Origin of the sequence: Kitasatospora sp. NPDC058115, assembly GCF_042884635.1 — a bacterium.
In the GTDB taxonomy this organism is placed as follows: Bacteria; Actinomycetota; Actinomycetes; order Streptomycetales; family Streptomycetaceae; genus Kitasatospora.
This window is the reverse complement of sequence record NZ_JBHVTL010000017.1, coordinates 113408-131482: the sequence shown is the minus strand read 5'-3', so window position 1 is coordinate 131482 and position 18075 is coordinate 113408. Positions and strand designations below refer to the sequence as shown.

The 18075-nt window shown below is 74.9% G+C and carries 13 protein-coding genes and 1 tRNA gene; 6 read left to right on the top strand and 8 right to left on the bottom strand.

The window, feature by feature from the left end:
- Positions 1 to 99: 99 nt before the first annotated feature.
- From ACFVVL_RS19685 to ACFVVL_RS19665, 5 genes are all read right to left on the bottom strand, one after another.
- Positions 100 to 864 carry a TrmH family RNA methyltransferase gene (locus ACFVVL_RS19685; protein ID WP_387676952.1) on the bottom strand — a complete coding sequence of 255 codons (765 nt, stop codon included), beginning with the start codon at positions 862 to 864 and terminating at the stop codon, positions 100 to 102.
- A 34-nt stretch (positions 865 to 898) separates the two neighbouring features.
- Positions 899 to 3046 (bottom strand): FUSC family protein, encoded by a 2148-nt coding sequence (locus ACFVVL_RS19680; RefSeq protein ID WP_380294538.1) that lies wholly within the window; start codon positions 3044 to 3046, stop codon positions 899 to 901.
- Between the two features lie 10 nt (positions 3047 to 3056).
- Positions 3057 to 4307 (bottom strand): HTTM domain-containing protein, encoded by a 1251-nt coding sequence (locus ACFVVL_RS19675; protein ID WP_387676824.1) that lies wholly within the window; start codon positions 4305 to 4307, stop codon positions 3057 to 3059.
- Complete coding sequence (locus ACFVVL_RS19670; RefSeq protein ID WP_387676821.1) at positions 4304 to 4987, bottom strand: DUF5819 family protein; 684 nt, start codon at positions 4985 to 4987, stop codon at positions 4304 to 4306. Before ACFVVL_RS19670 ends, ACFVVL_RS19675 begins: the two co-directional genes overlap by 4 nt.
- A gap of 129 nt (positions 4988 to 5116) precedes the next feature.
- Positions 5117 to 6286, bottom strand: coding sequence for a rhodanese-like domain-containing protein (locus ACFVVL_RS19665; RefSeq protein WP_387676818.1), 1170 nt, complete (start codon positions 6284 to 6286; stop codon positions 5117 to 5119).
- Positions 6287 to 6529: 243 nt separating this feature from the next.
- On the opposite strand from ACFVVL_RS19665, the gene ACFVVL_RS19660 reads away from it, so the two are divergent.
- Positions 6530 to 9283 carry a SpoIIE family protein phosphatase gene (locus ACFVVL_RS19660; protein WP_387676815.1) on the top strand — a complete coding sequence of 918 codons (2754 nt, stop codon included), beginning with the start codon at positions 6530 to 6532 and terminating at the stop codon, positions 9281 to 9283.
- Positions 9284 to 9346: 63 nt separating this feature from the next.
- Here ACFVVL_RS19660 and ACFVVL_RS19655 read toward each other — a convergent pair whose 3' ends face one another.
- Both ACFVVL_RS19655 and ACFVVL_RS19650 read right to left on the bottom strand, forming a co-directional pair.
- A complete protein-coding gene (locus ACFVVL_RS19655; protein ID WP_387676812.1) occupies positions 9347 to 10069 on the bottom strand; it encodes a hypothetical protein in 723 nt (240 codons plus the stop codon).
- A gap of 261 nt (positions 10070 to 10330) precedes the next feature.
- Positions 10331 to 12169 carry a phosphatidylglycerol lysyltransferase domain-containing protein gene (locus ACFVVL_RS19650; RefSeq protein WP_387676809.1) on the bottom strand — a complete coding sequence of 613 codons (1839 nt, stop codon included), beginning with the start codon at positions 12167 to 12169 and terminating at the stop codon, positions 10331 to 10333.
- A 241-nt stretch (positions 12170 to 12410) separates the two neighbouring features.
- Between ACFVVL_RS19650 and ACFVVL_RS19645 the strand changes: the two genes are divergently transcribed.
- Positions 12411 to 13124, top strand: coding sequence for a response regulator (locus ACFVVL_RS19645; RefSeq protein ID WP_380288082.1), 714 nt, complete (start codon positions 12411 to 12413; stop codon positions 13122 to 13124).
- Positions 13121 to 14263 (top strand): sensor histidine kinase, encoded by a 1143-nt coding sequence (locus tag ACFVVL_RS19640; RefSeq protein ID WP_387676806.1) that lies wholly within the window; start codon positions 13121 to 13123, stop codon positions 14261 to 14263. Before ACFVVL_RS19645 ends, ACFVVL_RS19640 begins: the two co-directional genes overlap by 4 nt.
- 148 nt (positions 14264 to 14411) lie before the next feature.
- Here ACFVVL_RS19640 and ACFVVL_RS19635 read toward each other — a convergent pair.
- A tRNA-Leu gene (locus ACFVVL_RS19635) sits at positions 14412 to 14495 on the bottom strand.
- A 416-nt stretch (positions 14496 to 14911) separates the two neighbouring features.
- Here ACFVVL_RS19635 and ACFVVL_RS19630 point away from each other — a divergent pair.
- Genes ACFVVL_RS19630 through ACFVVL_RS19620 form a run of 3 tightly spaced genes read left to right on the top strand, consistent with a single transcriptional unit; the run spans position 14912 to position 18052 of the window.
- Positions 14912 to 15778, top strand: coding sequence for an FhaA domain-containing protein (locus ACFVVL_RS19630; protein WP_380288078.1), 867 nt, complete (start codon positions 14912 to 14914; stop codon positions 15776 to 15778).
- Between the two features lie 13 nt (positions 15779 to 15791).
- Positions 15792 to 16322 (top strand): FHA domain-containing protein, encoded by a 531-nt coding sequence (locus ACFVVL_RS19625; RefSeq protein WP_387676803.1) that lies wholly within the window; start codon positions 15792 to 15794, stop codon positions 16320 to 16322.
- Between the two features lie 53 nt (positions 16323 to 16375).
- Positions 16376 to 18052: a PP2C family protein-serine/threonine phosphatase gene (locus ACFVVL_RS19620; RefSeq protein ID WP_387676800.1), complete on the top strand. Its 1677-nt coding sequence runs from the start codon at positions 16376 to 16378 to the stop codon at positions 18050 to 18052.
- The last annotated feature ends 23 nt before the right edge of the window (positions 18053 to 18075 follow it).

Here is an 18075-nt window from a genome sequence, read left to right as displayed (position 1 = left end):
CCTGACGGCCGATCCCCTGACGGACCGTCCCCCGACGGACCGTCCCCGGCCGGCCGTTCCCCCGACGGCCCGCCGCCCGGACCCGTCCCGGCCGCCGGTTCACACCGGCGCGCCGGGCGGGCGCCCGGACATCCAGTGGAACAGCCCCATCGCCACGCTGGTCGCCAGGTTGAAGCTGGAGACCCCGGGCCGCATCGGCACCGCGACCAGGGCGTCGGCCCGTGCCTTCAGCTCCGCCGTCACCCCGTGCCGCTCGGTGCCGAAGGCGAGCACCGCGTCGTCCGGGAAGGCCGTCTCCCGGATGTCCGCGCCCTCCGGGTCCAGCACGTGGAGCGGTCCGGCCGGCAGCTCGGACAGGGTCAGCCGCTCGACGGCGGTGGCGAAGTGCAGGCCCGCGCTGCCGCGCAGCACCGCCGGGTGCCAGGGGTCCAGCTCGCCGGTGGTGACCACGCCCGCCGCGCCGAAGCCGGCCGCGAGCCGGATCACCGCGCCGACGTTGCCCAGGTTGCGAGGGTTCTCCAGCAGCACGACGGGGGCCGGCCGGGGCCGCAGGCCCAGCGCGGCGCGATTGGCCTCCGCGGTGGGCCGCACCGCCAGCGCGATCACCCCGGTCGGGTGCAGCCGGGGCGCGAGCGTGCGCAGCGCGGCCCCGGGCAGCTCGGCGGCCAGCGCGTCCAGCGCGGGCGCGACGTCCGGGGCCAGTTCGGCGGCGAGCGCCAGCAGCGCGGCGCGGTCGGTGGTCAGCACCTGCCGGACGGTGCCGCCGAACCGCAGCGCGTGCTTCAGCGGGTGGAACCCGTCCAGCAGCACCGTCCCCGGCTCCTCGGCCCCGGCCCGCCAGTCCCGCAGCAGTTCCTCGTTCACCCCGCTCACTCTGCCATCCCCGGCGGGGGCCGCCTCAACGCCCCGTGGGCTCCGGCTCGCGCCGCTCGGCGGTGGCCGCCGTGCCACCGCCGCGCAGCGCCCGTTCGAGGTCCTTCAGTGCCTGGAGCAGCAGCCGGGTGCCGGAGCGCACGACGTCCCCCTGCACCCCGGCCGGCTCCTCGGCGAGCCGCCGCTCCAGCTGTTCCTGGGCCTCCCGCACGGCGCCGAACTCCACCGGCTGCCCGGTCAGCAGGGCGCCCGCCGCCAGCGCCGTCGCCAGCCGCAGCTCCTCGGCGAACTCGGCCGCCCCGGGCACCGGATCGGCGTCCTCGGCGGGCAGGTGGGCCTCCAGCAGCACCGCGACCCGTCCGAGGTGGCCGACCGCCGCGCGGGCCCGGTCCAGCTGGCGCCGGCTCACCCCGGGCAGTCCGGAGGCGTGCCGGCCGGGCTCGGCGTCGGCCCGCTGCATCGCCTGGAGCAGCTCCGAGCGCGCCTCCCGGGAGTCCAGCAGCGCCGAGCGGACCTCCCGTCCGCGCGGCGCGGCCGGCCGCCCGTAGACGGCGATCACCTCGGCCGCGTACCGCCCGGCGGCGGCCAGCCACTCGGCCAGCCGTTCGCCGAGCCGGGCGGTCTGCCAGGTCGGGAAGAGCGCGTAGACCAGCAGCGCGACCGAGCCGCCGAGCAGGGTGAGCCCGACCCGCTCCACCGCCGTGGCCAGCGGGTTCCCCTCCTGGAGCCCGAGCAGGAAGACGACGTAGGAGGAGATGCAGGTGGTGATCACCGCGTAGCCGGTGCGGAAGGTCAGGTAGGCCCCGGCGATCGAGACCACCGCGAGTGCGGCCAGCACCCACTCGCCGGGCCTGGCCAGCTGCACCACCAGGGTGGAGGCGGCCACCCCGACGACCGTGCCGGCCAGCCGGGCCACCCCCCGGCTGTAGGTCTGCGCGAAGTCCGGCCGCATCACCATCGCGGCGGTCATCGGCGCCCAGTAGCCGTGGTGGAAACCGGCCAGCCGGGCCAGCAGATAGGCAACGGTGACCACCCCGGACAGCCGCACCGCGTGCTGGAACACCGCCGAGTGCGGGTGGAACTGCCGCCGCACCGCGCGCAGCGCCGTCGGCAGCATCCGGACCAGCGGCGGTTTGCGCAGCGCCCCGCCGGGCTGGAGGACGGGGGTGTCGATGGTGTCCTCGGAGCTCCGGTCGAGCGCGTCGGCGGCCTTGCGGAGCAGCCCGGCCAGTCGGCGCGCGGCCCGGCGGGCGGCGCCGCGCAGCTCCGGCCCCTCGGTCCGGGCGACCAGGGTGAGGGACGGCGCCGAGCGGGGCAGCTGGAGCGGGTCGCCGGTGCGGACCGCCCGGGCCAGCGCGTCCATCGCCTCGGCGGAGGCGGCCAGCACCTCCCGGGCCCGGTCGCGCTCCGGCCCCTCCTCGGGGGCGCCCACCTTGGGGTCGGCGATCGCCGCCAGGGTGGGCCGGATCCGTTCGGCGATCCCGCGCAGGCCGCGCAGTTCGGGCGGCCTGCGCCGGTCCTGCCAGGGCGTCAGCGCGGCGGCGTGCCGGGCCTCCATGAACGGTTCCGGGTCGACGTGCGCGGTCGGGTCCTGGCGCAGCCGGCGCGCGTAGTCGGCCAGTTCGGCGTAGGTGTCGGCGAGCGCCTCCCGCTGGGCGGTCCAGCTGCCGATCGGCCAGAGGGTGATGACCAGGGCCTGGACGCCGCCGCCGAGCGCGCAGACCAGCCCGTGGCCGAGCGCGGTGAGCGGGCTGACCGGCAGTTGGACGACGATCAGCATCACCGAGAGGGTGTTGGCGGCGACCACGCCCGCGGTCGGCCCGATCGCCCAGGCGAGCCCGGCGCCGAACGCCCAGACCGCCAGCAGCACCGGGAAGAGCCCGGTCACCCCGGCCGCCAGGTAGCCGAGGAAGGTGCTGACCCCGAGTCCGATCCCGGCGGCGACGGCCAGCGTGGCCCGGGGCCGGAAGCTGCGCTGGAAGGTCGCCGTCCCGGCGATGAACGCGCCCATCGCGGCCGAGGTGGCGAGCCGGGCGTCGCCGAGCGCGAGGGTCGGGAAGAGCACCAGGGCGACGGCGAGCGCGCCGCGCGCCGCCCGCTTGGGGTCGGTGAGCGCCCGGTCGATGGTCAGTCCGGTCCGCGCGGTGTCTCGAAGCGCGGCGAACCAGGACATACCGGTCAGCTTAGTGGCGGCCCCCGGGACGGATCCGCGCGACCCGCTCCCCGGCCCACAGCAGCGCCGCCGTCGGCAGGAACACCGCGTCCGCCGCGATCATCGCCAGCGAGAACACCGGCAGCCCCAACAGCACCGCGATCCCCGCGTGTTCGGCCATCATCACCACCAGCAGCGCGTTCTTGATCCGCCGGTTCACCAGCGTGAACGGGAAGGCCACCTGGAGCAGCACCGTCCCGTAGGTGATCAGGAACACCGGCAGCATCGCCCCGCCGACCAGCCCGGACAGCCCCGGCCAGGGCGTGAAGTAGTCCAGGTGCAGCGGGTAGTACAGCGCGGTGCCGTCCTGCCAGCGCGAGCCCTGCACCTTGTACCAGCCGGCCGTGGCGTAGATCAGCACCACCTCGACGGCGATCACCAGCATCGCGCAGTTGTGCACCATGGTCGCCAGCGCGTCGAGCACCGCCCGGGTCTCGCCCCGCGGGGCCGCCCGGTCCACCAGCCACCACAGCCCGGCCACCGCCCAGAGCACCCAGAACAGCGGACCCCAGCCGACGTACGGGAACGCCGGGACCGTCCAGTCCAGGCTGCTCCCCGAGAAGCCCCCCAGCTGACAGACCAGCAGCACCGCGCCGAGCACCGCCCACACCAGCACCCCGGCCGCGCCGTCCCGCCCGGACCGCACCCGCCGGGCGTCCAGCGACCACACCTCGGCGCACCGGGTGAAGACCAGGTACACCGCCATCAGGTGGACGATGTTGTCGCCGCCGTCGCCGAGGAAGACGTTGCGGTTCTGCAGCGACAGCACGGTCACCAGGAACAGCACCGTGGCCGCCCTGGTCCGCCAGCCGAGCAGCACCGCCAGCGCGGCCAGCACCGCCAGGTGGTAGACCAGCTCGAACCAGAGCCGCCCGCCGAACCAGGGAAGCACCGTCAGCGCCCCGTTGTCGGCCAGCAGCCGTTCCGCCAGCTCCATCGACCAGGGCGAGGTGTCGCCGTACAGCAGCCGCCGGTCCGGCCACTCGCGCAGCAGGTACGCCAGCCAGACCAGCCCGAAGCCGATCCGCACCGTCGCCGCCTGGTACCGCCCCAGCACCCGGCCGGCGAACACCCCGAACGCCCGGGCGGCCGGTCCCGTCCGGCGCACGGCGGGCGACGCCCCCTCGCCGGGCGGCGCCCCCTCGCCGGCCGGCGGCCCGGACTGGCGGGGAACCGCGTCCGGCAGCAGTTCCGGCACCCCGGCCGGGACCGGGCCGCTCACCACAGCTCCCGCAGGTCCTCGTCCCGCACCGGCCACCAGGGCAGCTCGCGCACCTTCGGCGCGGGCGGCGCCGCCTCCCCGCTCCAGTCCGGCGGCGCGACGGTCGTCGTGGTCACCCGCAGCTCGACCGCCACCACCGGCCGGCCCTCGACGCTGCGGCCGATCCGCTGCACCGCGATCCGCTTCAGGTAGTCCTCGGCGAGCCGGCCGCGCGCCGTGGTCGCCGACTCGTCCTGGGCGCTGTGCGATCCGTCGTAGAAGTCCCAGGCCCGGCGCAGCAGGTTCTGGTCGGCGTGGCCGGGCGCCGGATTGCCCCGGATCGCCGCGATGTCCTGCGCCGTCAGCCCCACCCACCCGTGGACCACGGCGTCCCCGTCCGCCGACACCGTGCGCACCCGGGCGTCCACCGCGACGTTCTGCTGCAGCGGATTGGGCGCGAACAGCTTCCAGTTCTGCTCGAACTCGGGATAGACCAGGCCGTCCAGCTGCTCCCGGTACTCCCGGGAGAGCGAATTGGCGGGCGCCACGTGCAGGAAGACCGCGCCGAGGAACAGCCCGGTGGCCGTCACCAGCAGGACGGCGGCCGTGCCCAGGACGACCCGGGCGGGCGCCGACCGGACCGGACCGGCGGGCGGCGGCGGGCTCTCGGCGTTCTCGGCGGCCTCGGCACTCTCGGCCATGAACTCCCCCGGGGACGGGTGGGGCCGGCACCGCGCCGGCCCGGTCGCGCGCCCATCCTGCCCTAATCCCGGTGCTCTGCGGAGCCCCCCGGGCACGCGGTTCCGGACGACGCGGCCCCCGCGGCCCCGCTACAGGACGAAGGCGTCCTGCCCGTCGCTGCTCACCATCGGACGGCCCGCGCCGTCCCAGGCGTACATCCCGCCGTCCACGTTGACCGCGTCCCGGCCGTTCTGCACCAGGTACTGGACGACCTGCGCGGAACGCCCGCCGACCCGGCAGAGCACGTACAGCGTCGCGTCCGGCAGCTCGCCGATCCGCGCGACCACCTCGCCGATGGGGATATGCAGCGCGCCGTCCACGTGCCCGGCGTCCCACTCGTCCTGCTCCCGGACGTCCAGCAGGGCGGCGTCGGCGGGCACGGCGGCGGCGTCGATGGTGGGGATCTGCGCGAACATCGTCTGGTTCTCCTGGGCGTCGGGATCGGCCCCGCCATTGTCCCCCACCGGCCCGCCGAGCAGCTTCGCCAGCTCGGCCTGCTGCGCGGCGGCCTTGGCCAGCAGCTGCTCGGCCAGCTCGGTCAGCAGCCCGTCCGGGTCCTGCGGGGCCAGTGCCAGCAGCCCGCCCATCGCGCTGCGCTCCAGGCGGACCTGCTCGGTGGCGAGTTCGCCGATCCGGCCGGTCAGCCACTCCAGCCGGCGGCGCAGCCAGCCCAGCCGGTCGGGGGAGTCCACGGCGGGCGCCGCCTCGGGCGCGGTGGACCACTCGGCCGCCAGCGCCTCCAGCGCGGCGGTGTCGCCGTACGCGTAGGCCTCGTTCACCCGGGCCAGGAACGCCGCCCGGCGCCGCTGCTCCTCCGGGTCGGTGGAGAGGTCCGGATGGGCGCGGCGGACCAGCTCCCGGTAGATCCGCTGGGCGTCCCGGCCGGGCCGCACCCGGGCGGGCGCGGCCGGCGGCGGCGGGGCGTCCTCCTGCTCGCCGCGCTCCCGGACGCTGTCGAACAGCGCGTCCAGGTCCGGCAGCTCCTCGACCCGCCGGCGCGCCTCGTGGGCCCGCCGGAGGTCCTCCGGGTCCCCGGTGCGGGCGGCCACGGCCTCGGCGAGCAGCGCGTCCAGCTCGTCCAGCCGGGCGTACAGCGGACCGAGCAGCTGATGGTGGATCAGCGCGAAGTTGTCGATCTCGACCCGCAGCGTCCGCACGTCGACGTCCATGGTGAGCCAGGCGAGTTCGGCGGCCTCGACCCGCTCCTCCAGCTCCTGCTGCTCCGGATCGGTCCAGCGGACCGGGATCTGCGCGGTCACCTCTCGCCTCCTCCTGCATGCGGTCCTGCGACCCTACCGCCCGCCCGCGCGGTGCCGTCGCCCGGTGGACGGGGAGTGCGGACCGGCGCACGGCACGTGACACGCAACTGATACCGAGGAATCTCCCCGTTTCGCTATCGACTCCCGGCCCGTCCGTGCTTCGCTGGTATCCGCACAGCATGCCTTCCTCCGGAGAAACGGCCGTCTCCAGACATGGCGGCCAGGCGGGAGCAGACCGAATCCATGGTGGACGATCCCAACTCCACACCGCGTCGGGCGGGCACCGACCCGGGGCCCGGCACCGCACCGGGTGACCAGCCGTCGGGGGTGGTCGCCCTGGTCCGGCTCGCCCTCGTCCTGGTCGACCGCGGCGGCCGGATCACCCAGTGGAGCCGGGCCGCCGAGGAACTGTTCGGCCACCGCGCCGAGGCCGTCCACGACCGGCCGGCCGCCGGGCTGCTGCCCTCCGCCGAACCGCGCAGCGTGCCCGGCCAGGCCGCGCCCCCGGCCTCCGGCCGCCGCCGGGACACCTTCACCACGCTCGCCGAGCTGACCTCCACCGGCGCCGCCTGGGCGGGACAGCTGCCCGTGGTCGACCGCGAGGAGCACCTGCGCGACGTCCTCTGGTGGGCCTACCCGGTGGACGGCCCGGCCGGCGGACTGCTGGCGCTGGCCGCCGACGCCCGCCCGCTGCGCTCCTCCGGCCCCCGGCTGGCCGTCGGCGAGCGGCAGCTGCCGTTCGCCGCCGCCCCCGGCGCCCTCGGCGGCTTCCACCGGCTCTCCGCCGCGCTGACCACGGCCGGGCGGCCGGTGCCCGGAGCGCTCGCCGCCCTGCTGCCCGGCTCCGCCGAACGCCGAGGGCCGCTGCTCGCCGCCCTGACCCGGGCCGGGCTGCCCGCCCTGCGGCTGGACCCGGCCACCGTGCTGCCGCTGCGCCCGGCCGACCCGGCGGCCGGCACCGCGCACGCCGCGGCCGGGATCGGCCGCCGCTACCCGACCGCGCAGCAGCGCACCGCCCGGCTCGGCCCGCCGCCGCAGCCCGAGCAGTCCGCGCCGGGCCGCCGCCCGGCCGGGCCGCTGCCCGCCCAGCGCGAGACCGCCGCCGCGTCCGCCCAGGCCGCCGCCCCGGCCGCGGCCGCTCCCGCCGCCGGCCTCGGCGCGCCCGTCACCGGCCCGGCCGTCCCGGCCCCGCCGCGAGGAGGCACCACCATCGAGCAGAGCACCGCCGTGCCGCCCGCCGACGCGCCCGCCCACGGGAACCGGCCGCACCCGCAGGGGCCGCCCGCGCCGCCCGCCGTCCCCGCGCCGTCGGCCGGCCGGTTCGGCCCGTTCCTCACCAACGGCCACGCCGGCGAGCAGCTGGCCCTGCTGGGCGAGGTCGGCGGCAAGGTCGGCACCACCCTCGACCTCGGCTTCACCGCCCACGAGCTGTGCCGGGTGCTCGTGCCCCGGGTCGCCGACTTCGCCTGCGTCGACCTCGTCGACGGCCTGATCTCCGACTCCGAGCTGCCCGAGGCCCGCCCGGACGACGACACGATGCTCCGCCGGGTCGCGCTCGTCCGCAACGAGGCCGACGGCCAGTGGGACCACGTGCTCGCCGAGGGCTCCCTGGTCGCCATGCCCCGCCGCACCCCGCCCGGCATGGCCCTCCAGCTCAACCAGCCGGTGCTGGTCCCGGTGATCGCCCGGGACGTCGCCGTCGACTACGCCGCCGCGCTCGGCGGCCCGGAGCTCGTCCCGGTGGTCTCCGGCCGCTCGATGCTGGTGGTGCCGCTCTCCGCCCGCGGCACCGTGCTCGGCATCCTCAAGCTGCTCCGGCTCCCCGACCGCGGCCCCTTCGACGAGGGCGACGCCGCCACCCTCAAGGAGCTGGCCGCCCGGGCCGCGCTGTCGCTCGACAACGCCCGGCTGCACCGGGCCGAGTCCCGGGTCGCCACCACCCTCCAGCGGTCGATGATCCCGACCCGCCCGCCGCAGATCCCCGGCGTCCAGATCGCCCACCGCTACCTGCCCGGCGACTCCCGGGCCGAGGTCGGCGGCGACTGGTTCGACGCGATCCAGCTGCCCGGCAGCCGGGTCGCCCTGGTGGTCGGCGACGTCATGGGCCACGGCCTGCACTCGGCCGCCGCGATGGGCCGCTTCCGCACCGCGATGCAGACCCTCGCCGCCCTCGACCTGCCGCCCGGCCAGCTGCTGCGCCACCTGGACAACCTGGCCCACAAGCTCGGCGACGACCACCTCGCCACCTGCCTCTACGCGGTCTACGACCCGATCAGCCGGACCTGCGAGCTGGCCAGCGCCGGCCACGTCCCGCCGGTCCTGGTCCACCCGGACGGCACCGGCGAGCTGCTGGAGATCCCGGCCGGCGCCCCGATCGGCGTGGGCGGGGTCCCGTTCGTCGCCAAGACCATCGACGTCTCGGACGGCTCGATGCTGGTGCTGTGCACCGACGGCCTGGTCGAGGTGCGGGGCGGCGACATAGGAGCCGGGCTGGCCGCGCTCTGCGGCAACCTGATCGACCCCACCCAGAGCCCCGAACAGGCCTGCGACGTGGTCCTGGACCGGTTGCACTCGGACGACCGAAAGGACGACGTCGCGCTGCTGGTGGCCCGCTTCGACGGGGTCCCGCCGAGCGAGGTCGCCACCTGGGACCTCACGGTCGACCAGCGCGAGGTCGGCCGGGCCCGCGCCCTGGTCCGCGAGCAGCTCGCCGCCTGGCACCTGGAGTCGCTCAGCGACACCGTCGTGCTGCTGGTCAGCGAGCTGGTCACGAACGCCGTCCGGGTCGCCCGCGACCGGGTCCAGCTCCAGCTGATCCGGGTCGACAAGCTGCTGGTGGAGGTGAGCGACGACAACCACAACCTGCCGTCGCTGGAGCCCGCCGAACAACTCGGCGAGACCGGCCGCGGCCTCACCCTGGTCACCAAGCTCGCCGAGCGCTGGGGCACCGCCCGCAAGGCCGTCGGCAAGGTCGTCTGGTTCGAACTGCCGCTCTGATCCCGGCCCGGGCCGCACGCCCGGGCGGGCAGACCCGCCCGGGCCGGGGAACCCCGCCCCGGGCTACGGCACCGCCGCGCCGGCCGGGGTGCGGCGGCGGGCGTCGGCGGCCGCCTCCAGCGAGGCGGTGGCCGCCGACACCACGGCCGCCGCCCCGACACCCGCCAGCACCCGCGGCCAGAAGTCCCCGAACACCTCCACCGAGACCGCGATCAGCAGCGCCGCGATCACCGCGACCACGTGCTCCATGCCCGCCAGGTTCGGCAGCACGACCGCCTCGCCGACCATCAGCGCCACCACCAGTCCGGCGGTGAACCAGGCCCGGCAGCGGAACGCGATGCAGATCGCCAGCGCCACCACCGCCGCCGACGGCCCGGTGTCCCGCACGTGCGCGACCCACTTCGGGAACCCGAAGACGTGGTCCGGCCCGATCGCCACGCCGACCCGGGCGAACAGCGTCCCGGCCATCGTGCAGGTGTAGGCCACCACCAGGGTCAGCCGCCGGCCGAGCACGATCTCGGCGATCCCGAAGACCACGAAGACCTGGGCCAGCGCGCCCCACACCGGCAGGTCCAGGGCCGGCACGTACAACGACAGCGGCGTCCGCAGCAGCGAGACCTCCAGCGGGAGGGCCGCCTTCACCACCCCGATCTGGGTGACGAAGCGCTCCCCGCCCGGCAGGTGCTGGACGATGCTGAACAGCAGGATCAGACAGGTCGCCGCGGTGGCCAGCGGGACGGCCGCGAACTTCTTGCGGACCACCTGCTCCCGGACCGTACCGAACAACGTTCCCCACTCGCCGACAGCGGCCTCTCCGGCAATTGCCAACGGCCCCTTTCGCACGCCCCCCGCGTGGGTCCTCCGCATCACAACCGGTTCTCCAAATCCCCGTCGGCGCAAGCGCCTTCCCGACTACCTCCACATTAGAAGCCGCTTTACGAATGCACATCGGCATTTGTGCCGATCCCCGTCATCCTCAGGGGGGAGGAGCCACCCCGAAATCCCCCCATCCGGGCGACCGGACCCCTCCGCCCCCCGGCGGAGGGACTACCCCTTCCCGTCCCGTGCCGCCACCGGCACGCGGGGCGCCCCGACGGCGGGCGGCCCCTGGTGCCGGCGACGGAACAGCGCGGGCAGGCTCGGTGCGGTGATGAAGCCCTCGGCCCGGGCACTGGCGATGCCGATCCGCGGAATCTCGCTGCTCTTCTCGAAGAGCAGATAACGCGGCTCCCAGATCGGCCGGTACTTGGCGTTGGCCCGGTAGAGCGATTCGATCTGCCACCAGCGCGAGAAGAAGCCCAGAACGGAACGCCACAGCCGCAGGACCGGACCGGCGCCGAGCTTCGAGCCGCGTTCGAAAACGGAACGGAACATCGCGAAGTTCAACGAGACCCTGGCCAGATTCACCTCGCCGGCCCGCTGCAGGAGTTCGATCACCATGAACTCCATCAGGCCGTTCTCGGTGTCCCGGGCCCGGCGCATGAGGTCCAGCGAGAGCCCGTCGGCGCCCCACGGCACGAAGCTGAGCAGGGCCTTCAGCTCGCCGTCGGCGTCGTGACACTCCAGCATCACGCAGCGCCCGTCGCCCGGGTCGCCGAGCCGGCCCAGCGCCATCGAGAAGCCGCGCTCGGTCGCGCCGTCGCGCCACTGGTCGGCCTTGGCGACCAGGGCCGCCATCTCGCTCTCCGGGATCTCCTCGTGGCGGCGGATCCGCACCGTGTAGCCGGCCCGCTTGACCCGGTTGTAGGCCTGGCGCACCACCCGCATCGCCCGGCCGTCCAGCGAGAACTCGTCCAGTTCGACGATCGCCTCGTCGCCCAGCTCCAGCGCGTCCAGGCCGTGCCGGGCGTAGATCACACCGGCCTCCTCGGAGGCGCCCATCACGGCCGGCGCCCAGGCGTGCTCGCGGGCCTCGGCCAGCCAGGCGTCGATCGCGCCCGGCCAGGCCTCCGGGTCGCCGATCGGGTCGCCGGAGGCCAGCGAGACGCCGCCGACCACCCGGTAGGTCACCGCGGCCTTCCCGCTCGGCGAGAAGATCACCGCCTTGTCCCGGCGCAGCGCGAAGTAGCCGAGCGAGTCCCGCTCGCCCTGCTTGTCCAGCAGCACCCGCAGCCGCTGCTCGTCCTCGGCGGTGAGCAGCTCGCTGCCGCGCGGGCTGCGGAAGGCCACGTAGAGGACGAGCAGGAAGAGCACCGCGCCCATCGCGTTGATCACCGCGTTCACCCAGGTCGGCGCGTCGATCACGGAGCGCAGGTGCTCGGAGGGGGTGATGGTGATCATCCGGCCGACCGAGTAGCGGAACATGTCCCAGAAGTCGGCGTCCGGCAGGGCGTTGGTCAGCGCGACCAGACCGGCGCCGACCACACCGCCGAAGCCCAGGCCGGCCACGAAGGTGGCGGCGGCGGTCTTCGGGTTGGAGCGGTCGCCCTTGGAGGTGAACTCCTTCCGGCCGACCAGCAGCGCCAGCACGAAGCCGCAGGTCAGCACGGTGGAGACATAGTTCAGCGGGTGCCGGTCGAAGCCCTCGTCGGGCAGCGACATGGCGATCAGGTAGAGCAGCGCGAACAGGCCCGCCAGGGCGACGTTGAAGATCCAGGCGGCCCGCTTGCGGCGCCGCATGGCGATCGCCAGGAAGACCGACAGCACCGCGCTGCTCAGGCCCGCGGTCATCAGGTAGGGGGTGAAGTACTCGCCCTCGTTGTGCGTCTCGACCTGGTCCCGGAACTGTGCCAGGACCACGGTGACGAGGTTCAGCAGCGCGATCAGCCGCAGGTACCAGACCGTCGCCGCGGCGGCCCGCGGGCGCCAGCGCGCCACGAGGGCGCCGGGCTCGGACCGGGACCCGGTGGGGGAGGTGGACGGCTCCGGCTTCACAGTGGACGACACAGCTCAATTCCAAACGATCAGGTGGTGGGCCGCATCCGCACGCGGCCCGGCTGGACGCCCACCTCGGCCGGCAGGCCGACTGAGCGGCAGCCGATTCCATGGTTCCCCACGGACGGTGAGAATTGCGTGAACCAGGTAGCGGATTCACACCCCCGCCGTTCGGCGGGGGTCACCCGGCCGGCGGGGACGGCCCCCGGAGCCCGGCAAAGCCGCCGGTCAGGCCCTACCCTCGATTCCAGTCATGCGGACCGGCCCGGCCCGGCCGCCGAACCGAGGAGGGACCATCACCACCACCCGCGTGCTGATCGTGGACGACGAGATCCTGGTCCGGTCCGGGCTCGGCCTCATCGTCGGTTCCGCCCCCGACCTGGAGGTGGTCGGCGACTGCTCCGGCGCGCAGACGGAGGAGTGCGTCCGGCGGCTGCGCCCGCACGTGGTGCTGCTGGACATCCGGATGCCCGACCTGGACGGCATCTCGGTGCTCCGCCGGCTCCGGGCGCTGCCCGACCCGCCGGCCGTGGCGATGCTCACCACCTTCGACACCGAGGAGTACATCGGCACCGCGCTGCGGGCCGGCGCCTCCGGCTTCCTGCTCAAGGACACCGCCCCGGAGCAGCTGGTGCACGCCGTCCGGGTGCTCGCGGCCGGCGGCAACATCCTCTCCCCCACGGTGACCCGCACCGTGATCGGCGGCTACGTGGACGGCGGCGGTCCGGACGCCGAGGCCGCCACCCTGGCCCGCACGCTGACCGGCCGGGAGCTGGACGTGCTGGCGCTGCTGGGCGAGGGCCTGTCCAACGCCGAGATCGCCGACCGGCTGTTCCTCGGCACCGGCACCGTGAAGGACCACATCAGCGCGATCCTCGGCAAGCTCGGCGCCGCCAACCGGGTCCAGGCGGCCGTGATCGCGCACCGGGCCGGGCTGGTCCGCCCGAAGCCGAGCAACGGGGCATGAGCGGCGGCACCGCCGCCGCACGACGCCTCCCGTCCGGGTTCACCGCGCCCTGGCTGATGCTCCTGCTGCCCGCCCTCTACTCCCTGGTGGACGCCGCCCTGGTGGCCCGCGGCGCCCCGCCCTGGCAGAGCCTGCTGTCGGTGCTGGCCGCCGTCGCGCTGCCGTGGCGCCGGCGCTTCCCGGTCACCGTGCTGCTGCTGACCATGCCCGGCAGCTACGTCGACGACATCTGGCTCGCCCCGATCACCGCCGTCTACACGGTGGCCGCCGAACGCCCGCAGCGCCGGGTGGTGGTGCCCTGCGCCACCCTGTTCGCGCTGGTCGAGTTCTTCCACTGGCCGGTCTCCGAGCAGAGCTTCGAGCTCAGCCGGGACACCGCCCTCTACGCCATCCAGTCCGTGATGCTCGCGGCCGGCCCGGCGGCCACCGGACTGCTCGCCCGGACCCGGCACGAGCTGGCGACCCGGCTGGACGAGCTGACCCGCGGCCAGGAGCGGGAGAGCCGGCTGCTCGCCGAGCGGGTGCTCAGCGAGGAGCGCGGCCGGCTCGCCCGGGAGATGCACGACGTGGTCTCGCACCAGGTGAGCCTGATCAGCATCCAGGCCGGCGCGCTCCAGGTCTCCACCCCCGACCCGGCGGCCGCGGGCGTCGCCCGGACGATCCGCGAACTGTCCGTGCGCACCCTGGAGGAGCTGCGCCAGATGGTCGGGGTGCTGCGGGCCGGCGGTCCGCGGATGGACACCCCGCTGGCCCCGCAGCCCAGGCTGGCCGATCTGCCCCGGCTGATCGCGGAGAGCGGGCTGGCCGCCGACACCGAGCTCGTCCCGGGCGACCGCCCCTGGCCGGAGGCGGTCGAACGGGCCGCCTACCGCACCGTGCAGGAGGCGCTCACCAACATCACCAAGTACGCGCCGCAGGCCGCGGTGCATGTCCGGATCCGGGCCCGCGGGCGGCGGCTGCGGGTCGAGGTGCGCAACGACGCGCCGCCGGTCCGCCCCTCGCAGATCCTGCCGGGCGGCGGCCACGGCCTGGTCGGCCTGCGCGAACGCGCCCAGGTGCTCGGCGGTTCGCTCACCGCCGGGCCCACCGCGGACGGCGGCTTCGAGGTCCGCGCCGACCTGCCGGCGCCGTCCTCCTGAACCGCCCCGCCCCGGCAGCCCGGCGGGAACACCGCGGGAACACCGCGGGACGTCCGGAGAACGTCCGGGGAACGGAGAACGGGGAACGGGGAACGTCCGGGAACGACAAAAAAGCCCCGCAGATCCGAAGATCTGCGGGGCTTCGCTGTGCGCGAGGGGGGAGTTGAACCCCCACGCCCTTTCGGGCACTGGAACCTGAATCCAGCGCGTCTGCCTATTCCGCCACCCGCGCATGGGTGTTTTCACCGCTTGCCGGTCGATCAGCCGATCCGCTCGGTACCATGTGGCCTTCGCGGTTCTTCGATCGGGCCACCCGGTGGGCGCCCCTTCCGACATGGAAAACAGTAGCACGACCTGCGGGTCACCTCCGAATCCGTTCCCCGGGGCACCCGAGCGCATCCGAACGGATGCCCGGAGAACAGGTGGGCGAAGGACGGCGGCCCCGCCCGGCGGGTGGCCCTGGCATGTTGCCGCCCGCATGCGTCACCCTGTGTGTCCGAGCCCACCCCCGGGCACCACGTGGTCCGGGAACCGTACGGATGGCCCCGGCGTGGATACGATCAGTACGGAAGTACCGCAAGTAGGCACGACCGGCTCCCCGGAAACCGGTCGGCAGGCAGGCGAACGAACCCTGGAAGGGGGTGCCCCATGGGAGTGCTGAAGAAGTTCGAGCAGCGACTCGAGGGTCTCGTCAACGGCACCTTCGCCAAGGTGTTCAAGTCCGAGGTCCAGCCCGTGGAGATCGCCGGAGCGCTGCAGCGCGAGTGCGACAACAACGCGAGCATCTGGAACCGCGACCGCACCGTCGTGCCCAACGACTTCATCGTCGAACTCAGCCCGCACGACTACGAGCGGCTGAGCCCCTACTCCGGACAACTGGGCAACGAACTCGCCGGCATGGTCCGCGAGTACGCGGAGGCCCAGCGCTACAGCTTCATGGGGCCGCTCCAGGTGAACCTGGAGAAGGCCGAGGACCTCGACACCGGCCTGTACCGGGTGCGCAGCCGCACCCTGGCTGCGGAGGAGCCGCAGCAGCAGGCCCCGGCGCACCCGACGCAGCCCGGCTACGGCCGCCCGCCGGCCGCCCAGGCCCCCGGCGCGCCCTGGCAGCAGCCCGGCGCCGCCCCGTACGGCGCGCCCCCGCCGCCCGCCACGCCGCCGGCCGTGCCCCCCGGCCCGCCGGCCCCGGCCGGTGGCAACGTGCGCCCGTTCCCGGGCGCCGGCCACGGCACCTCGGTGCGCCGCTGGATCGAGGTCAACGGCGCCCGCCACCAGATCACCGGCAACGCCTGCGTGCTGGGCCGCTCCACCGAGGCGGACGTCCGCATCGACGACCCCGGGGTCTCCCGCAAGCACGCCGAGATTCGTCCCGGCACCCCCGCGATGGTGCTGGACCTCGGGTCCACCAACGGCATCGTGGTGGACGGGCAGCACACCCAGCGCGCTACGCTCCGCGACGGCTCCCGAATCGTCGTGGGATCCACCACCATCGTCTACCGACAGGTCGAAGGGTAGAGCGGGCGCGGTTATGTCAGAACTGACCCTCACGGTCATGCGGCTGGGTTTCCTGGCCGTGCTGTGGCTGTTCGTGATCGTCGCGGTCCAGGTGATCCGCAGCGACCTCTTCGGCACGCGGGTGAACCCGCGGGCCTCCCGTCGCGGCGGCGCCGCCACCGCGACCGCCCCCGCGGCGGCCGGGCGCGCCCCGCAGGGCCAGCCCGCCGCCGGCGGGCCGCCGACCCAGGGCGGCGGGCGCCGCCGGGGCGCCCCGACCCAGCTCGTCGTGGTGCAGGGCTCGCTGGCCGGCACCACCGTCGCGCTGCAGGGCCAGACCATCACGCTCGGCCGGGCCCACGACTCCACCATCGTGCTGGACGACGACTACGCGTCCTCCCGGCATGCCAGGATCTATCCCGACCAGACTGGGCAGTGGACGGTGGAGGATCTAGGCTCCACCAACGGCACCTATCTGGACCGTCAGCGCCTGACCGCGCCGACCCCGCTCCAGCCGGGCATGCCGATCCGTATCGGCAGGACCGTCATCGAACTGCGGAAGTAGTAGCGCATGAGGGACAGCATCCCGTCCATGACCCAGAGGGGGGCACAGGTCGCATGACCCTGGTGCTGCGCTTCGCCGCCGGCTCCCACAAGGGACTGATCCGGGAGGGGAACGAGGACTCCGGCTATGCCGGTCCGCGGCTGCTGGCCGTGGCCGACGGCATGGGCGGCGCGGCGGCCGGTGAGGTCGCGTCCTCCGAGGTGCTGGGCTCGATCGTCCGGCTGGACGAGGACGTGCCCGGCGCCGACCTGCTGACCCTGCTCGGCGACGCGGTCCAGGGCGCCAACGACCGCCTCCGCCAGATGGTCGAGGAGGACCCGCAGCTGGAGGGCATGGGCTGCACCCTCACCGCGATGCTCTGGACCGGCCAGCGGATGGGCCTGGTGCACGTCGGCGACTCCCGCGCCTACCTGCTGCGCGACGGCGCGCTGGTGCAGATCACCCAGGACCACACCTGGGTGCAGCGGCTGGTCGACGAGGGCCGGATCACGCCCGAGGAGGCCGAGACCCACCCGCAGCGCTCGCTGCTGATGCGCGCCCTGGACGGCCGCGGCCAGGTCGAGCCCGACCTGTCGATCCGCGAGGTCCGGGCCGGTGACCGCTACCTGATCTGCTCCGACGGCCTCTCCGGCCCGGTCAGCCACCAGACCCTCCAGGACACCCTGGGCAGCTTCTACTCGCCCGAGCAGACCGTGCAGGAGCTGATCCAGCTCGCCCTGCGCGGCGGCGGCCCGGACAACATCACCTGCATCGTGGCGGACGTCCTCGACGTCGGCGCCACGGACACCCTGAGCGGCCAGTTCAACGACGTGCCGGTGGTGGTCGGCGCGGTCGCCGAGACCCCGCCGTCCTCGACCGCCGCCGACCGCTCGATCGCGGACACCCCGGCCGGCCGTGCCGCCGGACTCGGCCGCGGCCCGCAGGGCGCCTTCGGCCCCGCCGAGGGCTACGGTGCCGGCCACCCCGACGGCCAGGGCGGCTTCGGGCCGGCCGAGGGCTACCCGGAGGGCGGCGAACCCGCGGTCTACGGGACCGAGGACTTCGACGACGAGGCGCCCCGCAAGAAGCGCAAGAACCGGGCGCTGACCTTCTCGCTGGTCGGCCTGGTCACCCTGGGCCTGCTCGGCGCGGGCGGCTTCTTCGGCTACCAGTGGACCCAGAGCCAGTACTACGTCGGCGCCGACGGCGACCACGTCGCCGTCTACCAGGGCGTCAACCAGAGCCTGGCCGGACTGAGCCTGTCCTCGGTGCACACCCCGTACAAGGACATCGAACTCAAGTACCTCCCGCAGGACCAGCGCACCCACGTCACCAACACCATCTCGGCGACCAGCCTCGGCGACGCCGACGAGAAGGTGAAGAAGCTGGGCGAGCAGGCCGCGTTCTGCCGGAAGGTCGCCGACGTCCGGGCCGCGGCCGCCAACCCGCAGGCCCCGGGCACCGTTCCGGCGCCCGGCCAGCAGCCGGTCCAGCAGCCGGTCCAGCAGCCGGTCCAGCAGGCCGCCGGAACGGTGGCGACGCACGCCGGGTTCGTGACGGCCACCACGCCGCCCAGCCCGTCGGCCACCGGCCGCGCCCCGGCCGCGGGCGTCCCCACGGCCACCCAGACCCCGACCCCGAGCGCCACCGCCCCGGCCGCCGCCCCGGTGGCCCCGGTGGCGCCGCAGGGCGACCTGCCCGGCCTGACCGACGAGGAGCGGCAGCGCGCCGACTCCTGCCCGAAGCCGTGATGGACGCGACCCGACATAGGCCC